At 68.7% G+C, this 14,515-nt stretch carries 16 protein-coding genes and 1 pseudogene; 5 read left to right on the top strand and 12 right to left on the bottom strand.

Going from position 1 to position 14,515, the window contains the following annotated elements; all coding sequences use genetic code 11:
• Nucleotides 1–188: 188 nt before the first annotated feature.
• The 3 genes from M9979_RS03380 to M9979_RS03370 all read right to left on the bottom strand — a co-directional run bounded on the left by M9979_RS03380 (nucleotide 189) and on the right by M9979_RS03370 (nucleotide 2,531).
• Entirely contained in the window at nucleotides 189–866 is a 678-nt protein-coding gene (locus M9979_RS03380) for a 2OG-Fe(II) oxygenase (RefSeq protein WP_254287928.1), read from the bottom strand.
• An 83-nt stretch (nucleotides 867–949) separates the two neighbouring features.
• Nucleotides 950–1,849 carry an RcnB family protein gene (locus M9979_RS03375; RefSeq protein WP_254287927.1) on the bottom strand — a complete coding sequence of 300 codons (900 nt, stop codon included), beginning with the start codon at nucleotides 1,847–1,849 and terminating at the stop codon, nucleotides 950–952.
• A 136-nt stretch (nucleotides 1,850–1,985) separates the two neighbouring features.
• Complete coding sequence (locus M9979_RS03370; RefSeq protein WP_254287926.1) at nucleotides 1,986–2,531, bottom strand: (2Fe-2S)-binding protein; 546 nt, start codon at nucleotides 2,529–2,531, stop codon at nucleotides 1,986–1,988.
• 75 nt (nucleotides 2,532–2,606) lie between these two features.
• Between M9979_RS03370 and M9979_RS03365 the strand changes: the two are divergent.
• Together M9979_RS03365 and M9979_RS03360 are read left to right on the top strand one after the other, a co-directional pair.
• Nucleotides 2,607–3,408 (top strand): annotated as a pseudogene (locus M9979_RS03365) (DODA-type extradiol aromatic ring-opening family dioxygenase).
• Nucleotides 3,409–3,457: 49 nt separating this feature from the next.
• Nucleotides 3,458–4,765, top strand: coding sequence for a sugar MFS transporter (locus tag M9979_RS03360; protein ID WP_254287925.1), 1,308 nt, complete (start codon nucleotides 3,458–3,460; stop codon nucleotides 4,763–4,765).
• On the opposite strand, the gene M9979_RS03355 is transcribed toward M9979_RS03360, so the two are convergent.
• The 7 genes from M9979_RS03355 to M9979_RS03325 all read right to left on the bottom strand — a co-directional run bounded on the left by M9979_RS03355 (nucleotide 4,762) and on the right by M9979_RS03325 (nucleotide 12,454).
• Nucleotides 4,762–5,880: a CaiB/BaiF CoA transferase family protein gene (locus M9979_RS03355; RefSeq protein WP_254287924.1), complete on the bottom strand. Its 1,119-nt coding sequence runs from the start codon at nucleotides 5,878–5,880 to the stop codon at nucleotides 4,762–4,764. The two genes, M9979_RS03360 and M9979_RS03355, sit on opposite strands and share 4 nt — an antisense overlap.
• Before the next feature lie 352 nt (nucleotides 5,881–6,232).
• Nucleotides 6,233–7,321 carry a CaiB/BaiF CoA transferase family protein gene (locus tag M9979_RS03350; protein ID WP_254287986.1) on the bottom strand — a complete coding sequence of 363 codons (1,089 nt, stop codon included), beginning with the start codon at nucleotides 7,319–7,321 and terminating at the stop codon, nucleotides 6,233–6,235.
• A gap of 137 nt (nucleotides 7,322–7,458) precedes the next feature.
• The gene (locus tag M9979_RS03345; protein WP_254287923.1) at nucleotides 7,459–8,643 is read right to left on the bottom strand and encodes an acyl-CoA dehydrogenase; all 1,185 of its coding nucleotides are present in this window, start codon (nucleotides 8,641–8,643) and stop codon (nucleotides 7,459–7,461) included.
• A 207-nt stretch (nucleotides 8,644–8,850) separates the two neighbouring features.
• Nucleotides 8,851–10,977, bottom strand: a complete 2,127-nt coding sequence (locus tag M9979_RS03340; RefSeq protein WP_254287922.1) for a TonB-dependent receptor — start codon at nucleotides 10,975–10,977, stop codon at nucleotides 8,851–8,853.
• 133 nt (nucleotides 10,978–11,110) lie between these two features.
• Nucleotides 11,111–11,893, bottom strand: a complete 783-nt coding sequence (locus tag M9979_RS03335) for a tryptophan 2,3-dioxygenase (RefSeq protein WP_254287921.1) — start codon at nucleotides 11,891–11,893, stop codon at nucleotides 11,111–11,113.
• Nucleotides 11,894–11,993: 100 nt separating this feature from the next.
• Nucleotides 11,994–12,281, bottom strand: a complete 288-nt coding sequence (locus M9979_RS03330; protein WP_254287920.1) for a hypothetical protein — start codon at nucleotides 12,279–12,281, stop codon at nucleotides 11,994–11,996.
• Nucleotides 12,278–12,454 (bottom strand): hypothetical protein, encoded by a 177-nt coding sequence (locus tag M9979_RS03325; protein ID WP_254287919.1) that lies wholly within the window; start codon nucleotides 12,452–12,454, stop codon nucleotides 12,278–12,280. The genes M9979_RS03330 and M9979_RS03325 overlap by 4 nt, the downstream gene beginning before the upstream one ends.
• A gap of 88 nt (nucleotides 12,455–12,542) precedes the next feature.
• Between M9979_RS03325 and M9979_RS03320 the strand changes: the two genes are divergently transcribed.
• Nucleotides 12,543–13,163 (top strand): S24 family peptidase, encoded by a 621-nt coding sequence (locus tag M9979_RS03320; RefSeq protein ID WP_254287918.1) that lies wholly within the window; start codon nucleotides 12,543–12,545, stop codon nucleotides 13,161–13,163.
• A 22-nt stretch (nucleotides 13,164–13,185) separates the two neighbouring features.
• Here the strand turns inward: M9979_RS03320 and M9979_RS03315 are convergent, their stop codons facing one another.
• A complete protein-coding gene (locus tag M9979_RS03315) occupies nucleotides 13,186–13,356 on the bottom strand; it encodes a hypothetical protein (protein WP_254287917.1) in 171 nt (56 codons plus the stop codon).
• 172 nt (nucleotides 13,357–13,528) lie between these two features.
• On the opposite strand from M9979_RS03315, the gene M9979_RS03310 reads away from it, so the two are divergent.
• Both M9979_RS03310 and M9979_RS03305 read left to right on the top strand, forming a co-directional pair.
• Nucleotides 13,529–13,738, top strand: coding sequence for a hypothetical protein (locus M9979_RS03310; RefSeq protein WP_254287916.1), 210 nt, complete (start codon nucleotides 13,529–13,531; stop codon nucleotides 13,736–13,738).
• 69 nt (nucleotides 13,739–13,807) lie between these two features.
• Nucleotides 13,808–14,206 carry a type II toxin-antitoxin system HicB family antitoxin gene (locus tag M9979_RS03305; RefSeq protein ID WP_254287915.1) on the top strand — a complete coding sequence of 133 codons (399 nt, stop codon included), beginning with the start codon at nucleotides 13,808–13,810 and terminating at the stop codon, nucleotides 14,204–14,206.
• A gap of 3 nt (nucleotides 14,207–14,209) precedes the next feature.
• Here the strand turns inward: M9979_RS03305 and M9979_RS03300 are convergent, their stop codons facing one another.
• Nucleotides 14,210–14,401, bottom strand: a complete 192-nt coding sequence (locus tag M9979_RS03300; RefSeq protein WP_254287914.1) for a type II toxin-antitoxin system HicA family toxin — start codon at nucleotides 14,399–14,401, stop codon at nucleotides 14,210–14,212.
• Nucleotides 14,402–14,515: the final 114 nt, after the last annotated feature.

The following is a 14,515-nucleotide window of genomic DNA, read 5'->3' as shown; positions in this document are numbered from 1 at the left end:
TCACACCGAAAAATCGCATCACCCACACTCCCTCCGTTCGCCCTGAGCCTGTCGAAGGGCCTGAGTCTCACCTGTGCTTCGACAGGCTCAGCACGAACGGTTCGGGGGGTGTGGCCCGGCACGATGGGTTCGGGTGACGGTAGCTCGGCACAAACGGTTTTGAAACCGGCAGGCCATCCACCCCCGGATTACCGCTTGAGCCAAGACCGCTCGCGGAACCACTTGGTCACGATATACTTCGTGCCCTCCACCACATCGGTGCCTTCGTGCAGCGTCAATTCGTTGGGCGTGCCGTCCGGGTTCATGTTGTTCCAGGCGAGCAGCAGCCCGCGGCGCGGCGCGATCTTGAAGCCGGCCTGCGGGAACCAGGTCGCGCCGCCCTCCGCCACGTCGTTGAGATAGGCCATCGTCGTCCAGGTGCGCTGGCCGCCCGACGCCTGCATCTGCTGCCAGTAGCTTTCGCCTTCGTGGAAATAATCGTGGTGCGCACGGAAATGCTGGCCGGGGGCATAGCGCTGGCCCTGCAGCGTCTCGCCATTTTCCGCGGGCAGGCCGAGCAACGCGGCGATCGCCTCGTCGATCGGCTGCACGTCCGGCGCGTAGCGGTTTAGGTCGCAGCTTTCGCTGGTGCGGAAATCGGCGCCGGCCTTGTCCGACAACAGCGACGAGGGGCGCCGGTCGGCGTCGATCATCGCGATCAGCGTGTCGCATTGTGCGGCATCGAGGAAATCGAGGTGATAATAGACCTGGACGCCGGTCACGTCGGCGCGGGTGACGGCCGGGTTGGCGTCGAGCCGCGCCGCGACCTCGGCCCCCATCCGCTGGCGAAGGGGCTGGGTGGCGGGGGCTTTCCGGCGCGAGAACATCGGCCGGAGATGCCGATCCGCAGCCGATAAGACAAGAGGCCCGGCATCGCCGCCGGACCTCTCGCGCTTGTCCCGACGAGGGATCAGTAGAAGATGCCGTAGACCGTATCGACCACCTGTCCGCTGCGCAGATCGACGAGCAGCGCGTCGTCGTAATAGCGCACCCAGCGGTACGGGCCGTACGCCTCGGGCAGGCGATAGGTGTAGGGATCGTCGATCCAGTAGTTGCGGCCGAACAGGCCCGCCGACAGCGACACGCCGACCGAGAAGCGACGATAGCCATAGCTCCAGCCCGACGGCGCATAATAGCGCGGCAGGCGATAGGCGCCGCGGTTCAGTTGGCGGTTGCGGTTCCAGTCGTAGCGGCCGTCGTTGCGCCAGCCGCGGTTCCACGCGCCACCCCGCTGGTCGTAGCGAGCGCGGTTGTCGTTCCAGCCGCCGCGATCGTTGCGCCCGTCGTTCCAGCCGCCGCGATCGTTGCGCCCGTCGTTCCAGCCGCGGCCGTCGTTGCCGCGCCACTGGCCGCGCTGGGCCTGGTCCTGACGCCAGTCGGGACGCGGGGCCTGGCGGTCGCCGCGATCGGCCTGGCGCCAGTCGTTGCCGGGGTTCGACCGCGCGTCGCGACGATCGTCGCGGGCGGTGTCGCGGTTCGCCTGCCAGCCGGCGCCCGGACCACGCTGGTCAAGTCCGCGCTGGTCGGGGCCACGCTGGTCCGGGCCGCGCTGAACGTCCGGCCGGCCACCGGGGCCGTCGTCGCGCGCCGGTTGCGGGCGATCGGTATGGAAGTCGCCACGCTGCGGGCGTTCGGCACGCACCTGCGCCTCGACGCCGATGTCGGCGCTGCGTTCGGGACGCTGCGCGCGTTCGCCCCAGTCGCCGCCGCGGCGGCCGGGACCGCGCTCGCGGCCGTCCTGTTCCTGCGCCTGCGCGGCGATCGGCATCAGCATCGATGCGGCGAGCAGCGCCTTGATAACGGTCTTCATCCCGGTTCGTCCTCATGTACCGGCGCACGAGCCGGCCCCGATGATGAACACGCTTTGCACCCGTCGCGGTGTGCCGAAGCTGAATTGGTTCGTCAGCGTTGCGAAAGCTTTGCTGATACTTGGGTAGGCGGGACGGCTATTTGCGCGGCGGCGGGACGAGCGCGGGAACGACACGCGCGGCATCGGCGGGATCGATGCCGGGGCGGGCGCCGGCGGGGATCGTCTCCTCGCCGCGCATCGCGCGCGCGGCGCGCTGGATCGCCTCGACCAGCCGCGGATAGATGCCGCAGCGGCACAGGTTGCGGATCGCGGCGCGGATCGCCGTCTCGTCGGGACCGCTGTTGCGCTTGAGCAGCACGGACGCCGCCATGATGATGCCGGGGATGCAGTATCCGCATTGCGGCACGTTGGCGGCGATGAAGGCGAGTTGCAGTGGATGGTTGCGCTCGCGCGACAGCCCCTCGATCGTGGTGACGTAGCTGCCCTCGACGGCGCCGACCGCGACCTGGCACGACAGCACCGCGCGACCGTCGATGTCGACGGTGCAGGCGCCGCAATGGCCGGTGCCGCAGCCATATTTGGTGCCGGTCAGGTTCGACGCGTCGCGCAGCGCCCAGAGCAGCGGCGTGGCGGGATCGAGCCGGTATTCGACCGGCTGATTGTTGACCGTGAGGCGCGACATGCCGGGTGTTTAGGGAAACGCGGCGTTTCGATCCAGACGGTTGCGGCCGCGCGGGCGAGGGGCGACGTTCGTGGCATGACGCTTCCCACGCTCTTCGTGCCGCATGGCGGCGGCCCCTGTTTCTTCATGGACCCCGATGGCGGCCCGCCCGATCCGATGTGGCGGCCGATGCAGGCGTATCTCGCCGGGCTGATCGATTCGCTGCCCGAGAGACCGCGTGCCATCCTGATGGTCTCGGGCCATTGGGAAACGCCGGTGCCGACCGTGCATGTCGGCGCGGCGCCGTCGCTGCTGTTCGATTATTACGGCTTTCCCGCACACACCTATCGGCTGCGCTGGGATGCGCCGGGTGCGCCCGACGTCGCGCGCCGTGCCGCCGACCTGCTGCGCGCGGCGGGGCATGAGGTGGGCGAGGAGGCGACGCGCGGCTGGGACCATGGCGTGTTCATTCCGATGATGGTCGCCAACCCGGCGGCGGACATCCCGTTGGTGCAGCTGTCGCTGCGCGCCGATCTCGATCCCGTAGCGCATATCGCGATCGGGCGGGCGCTCGCCCCGTTACGCGACGAGGGCGTGCTGATCGTCGGATCGGGGATGAGCTTCCACAATCTGCGTGCGCCGGGGGCCGCAGGTGACGCCGGTCGCGGCGGAATGGGACGCGGCGCTGACGGACGCGGTGACCGACCCCGATCCGCGCCGCCGCGCCGAACGGCTGGCGCGCTGGCAGGACCTGCCGCACGCGCACTTCGCGCACCCGGAGGCCGAACATCTGCTGCCGCTGATGGTGGCGATGGGCGCGGGCGGCGAGGGGCCGGCGATACGCGATTATCACGACGTGGTGATGGGTTGGGCGGTGTCGGGCTTCCGTTTCGGCTGAGCCGCGCTTATGCCCGGGCGCAACGATCTTTCGGGAGGGCGCCACCGTTATGGCCATGCACGTCGATACCACCCCCGCCGCCGCGGCCTCCGGCGATGCCGCGCACGGCTATGACGCGCCAGACCTGCGCGTCTTCGTCATCGCGCTGTTCTTCATCTTCGGCGGCATCACCAGCCTCAACGACATCATCATCCCGAAGCTGAAGGAGCTGTTCACGCTCGACCACGCGACGTCGATGCTGGTCCAGTCGGCATTCTTCCTCGCCTACGCCCTGTTCTCGCTGCCCGCCGCGGCGATCGTGCGGCGCGCCGGCTATATGCGCACCGCGTCGATCGGCCTCGTCACGATGATGGTCGGCTGCCTGCTGTTCATCCCTGCCGCACAGAGCGCCAGGTTCGAGATGTTCCTCGCCGCGCTGTTCGTGCTCGGCGCCGGCATCACCATCGTGCAGGTGGTCGCCAACCCGCTGATCTCGCTGCTCGGCAAGCCCGAGACCGCGTCGAGCCGGCTGACCTTCGCACAGGCGTTCAACTCTCTCGGCACGACGATCTTCCCGCGCGTCGGTTCGTCGCTGATCCTCGGCGGGCTCGCCAGCGTCAGCGCGGCGTCGCTGAGCGGGGCGGCGCTGGTCAGTTACCGGCAGGAGGCGTCGCAGGCGATCGTCCACACCTATATCGGCCTCGCCATCGCGCTGGCGATCATCGCCGCGGTGGTCTGGACGCGCCGCAACCGGCTGAAGGAAGAGCAAGACCAGACCGGCAGCATCTTCCACGCCTTCACCCTCCTGAAGCGCCCGCGCTTCGCGATGGGGGCGGCGTGCATCTTCCTCTACGTCGGCGCCGAGGTGTCGATCGGCTCGGTCATCGTCCTCTATCTGATGCAGGCGTCGGTGTTCGGCATCGCCGACCAGGCAGCGGGCAATTACGTCGCCTATTACTGGGGCGGCGCGCTGGTCGGGCGGTTCATCGGCTCGTACGTGCTGACCCGCGTTGCGCCGGGCAAGGTGCTCGCCGCGGTGGCGACGGGGGCGATCGCGCTGATCCTGATCTCCGCCAACACCACCGGCACGCTGGCGGGCTGGGCGCTGCTCGCGATCGGGCTGATGAACGCGATCATGTTCCCGACGATCTTCAGCCTCGCCAGCGAGGGCCTCGGCAAGCGCGCGGCGGAGGGATCGGGCGTGATCGCCACCGCGATCGTCGGCGGCGCGATCCTGCCGCCGCTGACCGGGCTGATCGCCGACGTCACCGGATCGATGCAATTCTCGCTACTGATCCCGGCGATCTGTTACGCGATCATCCTCGCCTACGGTCTCTACGCCCGCCGGCCGGTGCGCGAGGTCGAGCGCGCCGCCTAAAGGCCCAGCGCGGCGACCTCGGCGGGCGAAAAGCCGAGGTCGGCGAGTACTGCGGCATCATCGCGCGCGGTGGCCATCGCCGGCGCGACGGTGACGCTCGCGGTGTAGCGCGGGGCGGGGGCCGGCTGGACGACGCCGCCCGCGGTGACGAAGGCGGCGCGGTCGCGGTTGTGCGGATGCGCCGCCGCCTCGTCGAAGCCGAGCACCGGGGTGACGCAGGCTTCCGTGCCGGCGAAGGCGGCGACCCAGGTGTCGCGCGGGCGGGTGCGGAAGCGCGCGGCGAGCGCCTCGCGCATCGCCGGCCAGGCGGCGGGGTCGAACTGGCGGTCCCACAGCGCATCGTCCAACCCCAGCACGCGGCGGAGCGCAGCGTAGAAGGCGGGCTCGATCGCGCCGACCGCGATCCACCCGCCGTCCTGCGTTTCGTAAGTGTCGTAGAAAGGCGCGCCGCCGTCGAGCAAATTGGTGCCGCGCGCATCGCTCCACCGGCCCATCGCGCGAAAGCCCCAGATCATGCTCATCAGCAGCGCCGATCCCTCGGTCATCGCCGCATCGACCACCTGGCCCTCGCCGCTGCGTTGCGCGTGGAGCAGCGCGGCGAGCATGCCGAAGGCGAGGAGCATGCCGCCGCCGCCGAAATCGCCGACCATGTTGATCGGCGCCGCCGGCTTGCCCCCCGCCGGCCCAAAGGCATGGAGCGCGCCCGACAGCGCGATATAGTTGATGTCGTGCCCCGGCTCGTGTGCGAGGGGGCCATCCTGCCCCCAGCCGGTCATCCGCCCGTAGACGAGCCGGGGGTTGTCGGCGAGCAGCACCTCCGGCCCGAGGCCGAGCCGCTCCATCACGCCGGGGCGGAAGCCCTCGATCAGCCCGTCGGCGGTGGCCGCGATGCGGCGCACCGCGGCGATCCCCGGCGGCGTCTTGAGGTCGAGCGCGACCGAGCGGCGCGAGCGGAGCAGCGGATCCCTTGCCGGATCGCTGAACCCCGGCTGGACGCCGCGATCGATGCGGATCACCTCCGCGCCATGGTCGGCGAGCATCATGCCGGCGAACGGGCCGGGGCCGATGCCGGCCATCTCGACGATGCGCAAGCCGGCGAGAGGTGGGGTGGCCATGGATGCTCTCCTGATTTTTTGAAGAGGGTATGCGCAGGGGGGGCGTGGCACAACAAATGTTATGGCTGGCCAATCCTCCCCGGCACGGGGAGGGGGACCGTTCGGCATCAGCCGAATGGTGGAGGGGGGTCTCCGCAGGCGACCCCGCGTAAGGAAGCCCCCTCCGTCACCGCTACGCGGTGCCACCTCCCCGTGCCGGGGAGGATTTAGAGTGTGATGACCGCCATTCTACCGTTCGCCCTGAGCCTGTCGAAGGGCTGGTCTCCGCCCGCGGTGCCGTCCTTTGCGGAAACGGGTGCTTCGACAGGCTCGGCACGAACGGGTTCGTTTCACGGCGTCAGGCTCGAAGCGATCAGCCCCCCGACCCCAGCCGCGGTGCCGGCCGGCCGGTCGCAAGCTCGGCATCCGAAAAGCGGATCGGCGTCCTGAGCCCCCTGATCGGCCCGCCCTCCAGCACCATGTCGCGCGCCAGGACCTGTGGATCGTTCAGCGCCTGTTCGACGGTGTTGATCGGCCCCGCCGGCACCCCTGCCGCCTCCAGCCGCGCGAGCAGGTCGTCGCGCGCGAACGCCTTCGTCGCTACCGTGATCGCCGCGAACAGCGGCTCGCGATGCTCCAGCCGTAGCGCGTTGGTGGCGTAGCGCGGATCGGCGGCGTCCATCCCCACCATGCCGCAGAAGCGGCGGAACTGGCCGTCGTTCCCGACCGCGAGGATGAACCAGCCGTCCGCGGTCTCGAACACCGCATAGGGGCAGACGTTGAGGTGCGCGTTGCCGACCCGCGGTGGCGTCACGCCACTTGCGAAGTAATTCGCCGCCTGGTTGGCGAGCACGCCGGTCATCGTGTCGAGCAGCGCCATGTCGATATGCTGCCCCCGCCCGGTGCGTGCCCGCATCGCCAGCGCCGCCTGGATCGCGATCACCGCGTACAGGCCGGTGGTGATGTCCGCCATCGCGACGCCGATCTTCTGCGGCGCGCCATCGGGATCGCCGGTGAGGTCCATCATCCCGCTCATCCCCTGCACGATGAAGTCGTAGCCGGCACGCGGCGCATAGGGACCGTCCTGGCCGAAGCCGGTGATCGAGCAATAGACCAGCCGCGGATTGAGCGCGGAGAGGCTGGCATAGTCGAGGCCATATTTGGCGAGGCCGCCGACCTTGAAATTTTCGATCAGGACGTCCGCCTGTGCGGCGAGGTCGCGGACCTGTTGCTGGCCTTGCGGAGTGGTGAAGTCGATGACGATCGAGGTCTTGCCGCGGTTGCAGGCGTGGAAATAGGCGGCATCGCGCGTGCCGTCGCCGTTGTCGACGAAGGGCGGGCCCCAGCTGCGGGTGTCGTCGCCGGCGGGGGATTCGACCTTGGTCACCTCCGCGCCGAGGTCGGCGAGGACTTGCCCGGCCCAGGGGCCGGCGAGGATGCGCGCGAGTTCGAGGACCTTCAGGCCGGCGAGGGGGGCAGACTTAAGCCCCTCCCCCTTGGGGGAGGGGTTGGGGTAGGGCCTGTCCGCGGGCTCCGGTCTCGGTGAGACCTCGCCCACCCCCAACCCCTCCCCTGAAGGGGAGGGGCTTTCGGTCGCGCTCAAAACGCCGCGATTCCCGTGATCGCGCGGCCGAGGATCAGCGCGTGGACGTCGTGTGCGCCTTCGTAGGTGTTGACCGTCTCGAGGTTCATCGCATGGCGCATCACCTGATACTCCCCCGAGATGCCGTTGCCGCCATGCATGTCGCGGCTCATCCGCGCGATATCGAGCGCCTTGCCGACGTTGTTGCGCTTGACGATCGAGACCATTTCCGGCGCGAACCGCCCTTCGTCCATCAAGCGGCCGACGCGCAACGACGCCTGCAACCCGAGCGCGATCTCCGTCTCCATGTCGGCGAGCTTCTTCTGGTACAACTGCCGCCCGGCGAGCGGCGTGCCGAACTGCTTGCGGTCGAGCCCGTATTGGCGCGCGGCGTGGAAGCAGAATTCCGCCGCGCCCAGGGCGCCCCAGCTGATCCCGTAGCGCGCACGGTTGAGGCAGCCGAACGGACCCTTCAGCCCCTCGACGCCGGGCAGCAGCGCGTCCTCGCCGAGCTCGACGTCCTCCATCACGATTCCGCCGGTGATCGAGGCGCGCAGGGAGAGCTTGCCCTCGATCTTGGGGGCGGACAGACCCTTCATCCCCTTGGTCAACACGAAGCCGCGGATCGCGCCATGATGCGCGTCGGATTTCGCCCAGACGACGAAGACGTCGGCGATCGGGCTGTTCGAAATCCAGGTCTTGGCGCCGGACAGGACATAGCCGCCATCGACCTTGCGCGCGCGCGTCGTCATGCCGCCGGGGTCGGAGCCCGCGTCGGGCTCGGTCAGGCCGAAGCAGCCGATATATTCGCCGCTGGCGAGCCTGGGCAGGAAGGCACGCTTCTGCTCTTCCGAGCCGTAGGCGTAGATCGGGTACATCACGAGGCTCGACTGGACGCTCATCATCGAGCGATAGCCGCTGTCGATCCGCTCGACCTCACGCGCGACGAGGCCATAGGCGACGTAACCCGCGCCGACGCCGCCGTATTCCTCGGGGATCGTCGGGCCGAGCAGGCCGAGTTCGCCCATCTCGCGGAAGATCGCGGGATCGGTCACCTCGTTCTGGAAGGCATCGACGATCCGCGGCGCGAGCTTGTCCTCGGCATAGCTTTTCGCGGTATCGCGGATCATCCGCTCGTCCTCGCTCAACTGGTCGTCGAGCAGGAAGGGATCGGCCCAGTCGAACTTGCCCATGCCGGCCATCGCATCGTCTCCTCTTTTGAGGATGCGGTACGGGAGGACGCGGGAGGGGGCAAGGGGTGACCCCAGGTGCCTCGTCACTCCGGACTTGGTCCGGGGGCCACCGGGCCGCGGGTGTATCGCGCTGAGCCTCTTGCCGGATGCCTCGCCGCGGAGTGGACCCCGGAACAAGTCCGGGGTGACGGAGGATTTGTGGCGCGGGGCCGGTCCTTACAGTCCGAACCGCAGCGTCACGCGGATGTCGCGGCCCGCGAGCGGCGCGAAGTCCTTCAGGAAGCTCGAATGCCGCCGCGCGACGACGTCGAAGATGTTGTTCGCCGAGAGCAGCAGGCTGGTCTTGCTGTCCTTGCCGAACGGGCTGAGCGAGGCGGTGGCGTTGACCATCGTGTAATCGTCGGTGCGCGTTTCGAACGCGGCGAGGCGGTTCTGCGGGAAGACGTGTTCGACCTCGACGCGGCCGCCGATCCGGTCGCCCTGCGCCTCGACCCCGCCGAGCACGCGCGCCGGCGGGATGCGCGGCACGGGCCCCACGTCGACGATATTGGCGTGGACGTAATCGCCGAGCAGGTCGGCGTTGATCGTATAGCCGCCGATCCGCGCGAGCCGCACCGAGGCGTCCGCCTCGAATCCGTAATAGCGCGCGTCGCCCTGCTGATACTGGAAGCAGGGCAGGTCGACCTCGTCCGAACGCGCCTCGCACACCGACTGCGCGACGCGGTTTTCGGAAATGTAGTTGGAGAAGCTGTTGTAATAGGCCGAGGCATCGAAGCTGTAGCCGTCGCCATGCGCGTGCAACGTCGCCTCCAGCCCCCACGACTTTTCCAGCCGGAAGTCGGGGCTGCCGAGCTCATAGGCCTGCGTGCCGGCATGCGGGCCGTTGGCGAGCAGTTCCTCAGCGGAAGGCGCGCGCTCGGTACGCGAGCCGTTGAGGCCGATGCGCACCCCGTCGGCAATCGCGTAGGAGGCGCCGATCGACCCCGACAGCGCCTCGAAATGGCGGTTGCCGCCGAAGAAGCGGTCGTTGCCATAGGGCACGCGGCCGGCGACGTCGGTCAGTTCGTAGCGCAGCCCGCCCTCGGCACGGAACGGGCCGGCGCTGTACTGTTGCAGCGTGAAGAAACCGGTCTGGTTGGTCTCGTTCTTGGGCAGGAAGGCTTCGTCGCCGACGACGTTGAAGATGCGGTTGAAATACTGGACGCCGCTCGCCCCCTGCCAGCCGCCGCGGTTGGCCTGGACCAGTTCGAGCCGCCCTTCGAGCCCCTTGTTGTAGAAAGCGGTGCCGACGCTGCCGTCCTCCTCCAGTTCGAAATGGCGGTAGGTCGCCTGGCCCGCCCGGATGCGGATCTTGTCGAGGAAGCCGCCGCCGGTGTTCACCTCGCCGCGCAGGTCGACGCGATTCTGCACGACCGACAGCCGCGGCGCCTCCTGCTCCTGCCCGACCGCGGTCGCGTAGCGGATAGGGACGCCGTAGAGGCTGTCGTAATGGCTGTACGAGACGCCGAGGTTGCCGGTGTCGGTGATGATCGACGCGCCCGCGCCGGCGGTCCACGTCTCGGCGGCCGAATTGGGCAGGCGGTCGCGCAACGCGGCGGACGCGGCAAAGTCGATCGGCTCGTCGGCGCCCGGCTGCGGCAGGCCGACCTGGCTCAGCGCGGCGGCGCGCGCCTGCGGCGACAGGAGATAGCCCTTGCCGGTGCGCAGGTCGTCGGACTTGAGGTAGGATCCGTCCGCGTGGAGGACGAGATGCTCGCCGACCGCGACGTCGCCCGCCGCGCCGCCCGAGCGCTCGTTCGCGGCCGATCCGTAATTGGCGATGCCGTTCAGGCGATAGCCGCTGGCCGGCACGGTGCGCGGGATGCGGGTGTCGATGACGTTGACGACGCCGCCGACCGCGGACGATCCGAACAGCAGCGCCGACGGGCCGCGCAGCACCTCGATCCGCTCGGCGAGCAGGGGATCGATGATGACCGCGTGATCGACGCTGGTGTTGCTGACGTCGATCGAGCCGATACCGTCGGTCAGCACGCGGATGCGGTCGCCCTGGAAGCCGCGCAGGATCGGCCGCGATGCGCTGGGGCCGAACGAGGTTGCCGACACGCCGGGCTGGCGCGCGAGCGTCTCGCCGATCGTCGGGCGCAAGTTGCGGGCGAGTTCCTCGCCGGTGATGACCGAGGTGCCCTGCAGCACGTCGCGCTCGCTCTGCGGCAGCGCGGCGGTGACGATGATGTCGCGGCCTTGCGGCGCAGGAGCAGGGGGCGGCGTGGGATCGGGGGTGGTCTGGGCGACGGCGGGGCTGGCGAGCAGGACGGCGCCGGCGAGCAGGGTGAACTTCAACATCGAAACTCCGCGAACGACTGGCCCATGCCTCCTCCGGGAAGCGCAGGCATTGTGCAGGTGCGAAGCGTTTGTAACGGCAATGTTACGTTATATCAAAATGAATTTAGCGTCATGTCCATCGCGGTTCGTCGCATCACAGGCTCGTGCGGACGTCGAGCAGCTCGGGGAAGAAGCGCTGTTCGACGACGCGCGCGAGATAGGGCACGCCTGCGGTGCCGCCGGTGCCGGTCTTGAAGCCGATGACGCGCTCGACCGTCTTGAGGTGGCCGAATCGCCAGAGCTGGACGTGATATTCGAGGTCGACGAGCTTTTCGGCGAGCTCGTAAAGGTCCCAAAAGTCATGCGGACGACCATAGACGGTCGCCCAGCACGCCTCGACTGCGGAAGAGGGGGCGGCGACCTGCGCGAAGTCGCGCTCCAGCCGCTCGGCCGGCACCGGCAGGCCGCGGCGGGCGAGCAGGCGCAGCGTCTCGTCGTACAGGCTGGGGCGGGCGAGTTCGTCCGCCAGCCGCTCGCGCACCTCCGGCTCGTCGAAGACGGCGACCATCGCCGGATTGCGGTTGCCCATCACGAACTCCAGCTGCCGATACTGGTCCGACTGGAAGCCCGAACTCGACCCCAGGCTGCCGCGCATCGCGGCGTAATCGGCCGGAGTCATCGTCGCCAGCACCTCCCACGACTGGATCAGCTGCGCCTGGATGCGGCTGACCCGCGCCATCATCTTGAGCGCAGGCGGCACGTCGTCCGCGGCGATGCGGCGGCGCGCCTCGCCCAGTTCGTGCAGGCACAGTTTCATCCATAATTCCGATGCCTGGTGGATGGTGACGAACAGCAGTTCGTCGTGCACCCCGCTCAAGGGAGTCTGGACGGTGAGCAGTTCGGGCAGGCGCAGGTAGCTGCGATAGGTGATCGTCATGGTGGCGAGTGTAGCGCGTGATGGCGCGGGATGCAGCCCGACGCACATGGAGACCCACCTGCCCTTCGACAGACTCGGGGCGAACGGGTGGGGGATGTGACTATGCCTCGAGCAGGAGCACCTCCAGCGTCGTGGCATCGTCGTGGGTCCGGACGACGAGATCGGCGACGAGTCGCCCGGGCACCGGCAGATCCTCCTCGGGCAAAGCGTTCAGCCACGCCGCGGAATCGCCGCCGGCGATGGCGACGGCCAGCGTCAGGTGCTGGCCGGTGAACGTGGCGCTCGACCAGGCGCGCTCCTGCGATTCGATCAGGCACAGCGTCAGCCCGTGTCCCCGCGCGCTGGCGTCGAGCGCGCGCAGCAGCCGCGCCGCGGGGCTGCGCGTCATGCCGGCCGCTCCGCGATGAACCGCTCGATCCGCGCCTGCATCTCCGGGCCGACGATCCGGCCGCGCATCATGTCGGTGACCAGCCGCGGATCGTTGGCCGCCAGCCGGCCGAACTGGGTGCGCGACATGCTGGTGTGGCGCAGATAGCGATCGATCTTGATGAGCAGGCACATCCTCTCCCTCCCGAGTCCCAAAGGCAATGTTCGCGATCTGTTCCGGTCTTTCCAACTTGTCTAGGAAAATTTCCTAGAGTATCGATCGATGGTGGAAGGCGACGATCCGAGGGGCCGGTTGCGGGCACTGGCCGATGCACGCGGCGACAGCCTGATGGCGCTGTCGGCGATGCTCGGACGCAACGCCGCCTATCTGCAGCAGTTCGTGACGCGCGGATCGCCGCGGCGGCTGGCGGCCGAGGACCGGCGGCGGCTGGCGGATTATTTCGGGGTGGACGAGGTCGAACTGGGCGCGGACCCCGGCCGGCGCGCCTTTACGGTGCCGCGGCTCGATGTCGCCGCGTCGGCGGGGCCGGGGGCATTCGTCGATGGCGAGATCGTGCTGGGTGCCGAAGCGCTCGATCCGGCGCTCGCAGCGCGACTGGGGCTACGCGAGGGGATGGCGGCAATCGTCCGCGTCCGTGGCGATTCGATGCAGCCGGGGCTGGTCGACGGCGACCTGATCGTCGTCGATCGCGCGCGGCGGACCCCCGATGCGCGCGGTGCGGTCTTCGTGATCCGCATCGACGAGGCGGTAATGGTCAAGCGCGTCCGCCGGGGGCGCGACGGGCTGATCGCGGCGAGCGACAACCCCGCCGCCGCACCGGTGCCCGACGGCGCGATCGAGGTAATCGGCCGCGTCGTCTGGCTGATGCGCGAACCCCGGTAAAAACGGTAATAGGTAGGGAAGGTTAGCGGCGCTGATCCCGCAGCCACACCGCGATCGCGCCGAGGCTGCCGATGCCGAGCCCGGCGAGGAAGCCGATCGTCACCTGTCCCTGCATCAGTCCGACCACGGCGCCGCCGATCGAGCAGATCGCGATCAGGATGCCGCCGGCGGCGGAAGGAGGAGTGTCGGCCATGGCATCGCCCCTGCCACGTCCCGCGCCGGGACGCCAGCGTCCCGCGACGGCACAGGCGGGACGGCCGCCGAGACGGTGTTTACCATCGCATGTCGCCGCGCGGCGCCGCCGTGTCGAACTGGCACGTCGCTTGTAGAACGACCGGGGCCCGCGCAGTTTCAGGAGTTTGTGAATGGCCGCCATGTATCTCGCCGACGCCCAGCAGGTCGCCGAAGCGGCGGACCTGATCGCGACGTTCGGCGAGCATGCCGTGGTCGAGGCCGCCATCCGCGCCGGCCATATGCGCGACATCGGCAACGTCGTGCACTTCTGCCGCTGGCGCCAGACCGAACGGCTGGTCGAGTTGATGGCGTCGGACGAGGCGGTGGGCACGGTGCACTGACCAGCGCGATATTGACAAACGCTATTGTGTGTATAGGTGTGTATCGGTAGGTTTACGTCGGAACACGTTATGCCCATTGCGATCTACCCTGCCATCGTCGAGCGATCCGACACGGGGTTCAGCCTGTTCTTCCCCGATTTGCCGGGATGCACATCGGCGGGCACGACGGTTCAGCAAGCGGCGCTAAACGCGGAAGAGGCGCTGGCTGGTCATCTGCTGGTGTCCGCGCAATTCGGCGATACGGTCGCCGATCCGACCCCCCTCGACCGGCTTGAGCCTGATCCCGATATTCATGAGGTCGGACGGATCCTGGTGCGGGCGGAGCGTCCCGGCAAATCGGTCCGCCTCAATATCACGCTGGACGAGGGACTGGTTGCGGCGATCGATCGCGTGACGACGAACCGGTCGGGGTTTCTGGCCGATGCTGCGCGTCACGCGCTGGCGGTTCGTCGCGACGAAGCGGCCTAACAGTTATCGGCGCAGGCTCACGCCGCTTTGGCGCTCGATGCTTTTCAGCGTTCCGATGGCGAGGTCCGATTTGGGATGAGGAACGGTGACCGTTCCGGGTTTCGTGGGATGACGAAACTGGATGTGGCTGCCTTGCTGCCGTACCGCCGCCCAGCCATCGGCTTCCAACCGTGTGATGACCTCCCGGCTCCGCACGTCGGTATCTCCTTCGCAAACTGCCGGCGGTTCTAGCCCTTTTTCCGATTGGCGGGGAAGACGTCGATGCGGTGCGGCGCTTCCGCAAACCGGCTGATCGGAAAAGCATCGGCG

Source organism: Sphingomonas liriopis (genome assembly GCF_024211255.1).
In the GTDB taxonomy this organism is placed as follows: Bacteria; Pseudomonadota; Alphaproteobacteria; order Sphingomonadales; family Sphingomonadaceae; genus Sphingomonas; species Sphingomonas liriopis.
Note: the sequence above shows the minus strand (reverse complement) of the source record. Positions and strands in the feature narration are given on the sequence as shown.

Coding starts and splice junctions, on each gene's coding strand:
- M9979_RS03370 (WP_254287926.1), bottom strand. CDS start 2,531: ATGTCGCGCCTCACGGTCAACAATCAGCCGGTCGAATACCGGCTCGAT.
- M9979_RS03305 (WP_254287915.1), top strand. CDS start 13,808: ATGCCCATTGCGATCTACCCTGCCATCGTCGAGCGATCCGACACGGGG.
- M9979_RS03340 (WP_254287922.1), bottom strand. CDS start 10,977: ATGTTGAAGTTCACCCTGCTCGCCGGCGCCGTCCTGCTCGCCAGCCCC.
- M9979_RS03355 (WP_254287924.1), bottom strand. CDS start 5,880: ATGGCCACCCCACCTCTCGCCGGCTTGCGCATCGTCGAGATGGCCGGC.
- M9979_RS03315 (WP_254287917.1), bottom strand. CDS start 13,356: ATGGCCGACACTCCTCCTTCCGCCGCCGGCGGCATCCTGATCGCGATC.
- M9979_RS03360 (WP_254287925.1), top strand. CDS start 3,458: ATGGCCATGCACGTCGATACCACCCCCGCCGCCGCGGCCTCCGGCGAT.
- M9979_RS03310 (WP_254287916.1), top strand. CDS start 13,529: ATGGCCGCCATGTATCTCGCCGACGCCCAGCAGGTCGCCGAAGCGGCG.
- M9979_RS03375 (WP_254287927.1), bottom strand. CDS start 1,849: ATGAAGACCGTTATCAAGGCGCTGCTCGCCGCATCGATGCTGATGCCG.
- M9979_RS03380 (WP_254287928.1), bottom strand. CDS start 866: ATGTTCTCGCGCCGGAAAGCCCCCGCCACCCAGCCCCTTCGCCAGCGG.
- M9979_RS03320 (WP_254287918.1), top strand. CDS start 12,543: ATGGTGGAAGGCGACGATCCGAGGGGCCGGTTGCGGGCACTGGCCGAT.
- M9979_RS03325 (WP_254287919.1), bottom strand. CDS start 12,454: ATGTGCCTGCTCATCAAGATCGATCGCTATCTGCGCCACACCAGCATG.
- M9979_RS03335 (WP_254287921.1), bottom strand. CDS start 11,893: ATGACGATCACCTATCGCAGCTACCTGCGCCTGCCCGAACTGCTCACC.
- M9979_RS03330 (WP_254287920.1), bottom strand. CDS start 12,281: ATGACGCGCAGCCCCGCGGCGCGGCTGCTGCGCGCGCTCGACGCCAGC.
- M9979_RS03345 (WP_254287923.1), bottom strand. CDS start 8,643: ATGGCCGGCATGGGCAAGTTCGACTGGGCCGATCCCTTCCTGCTCGAC.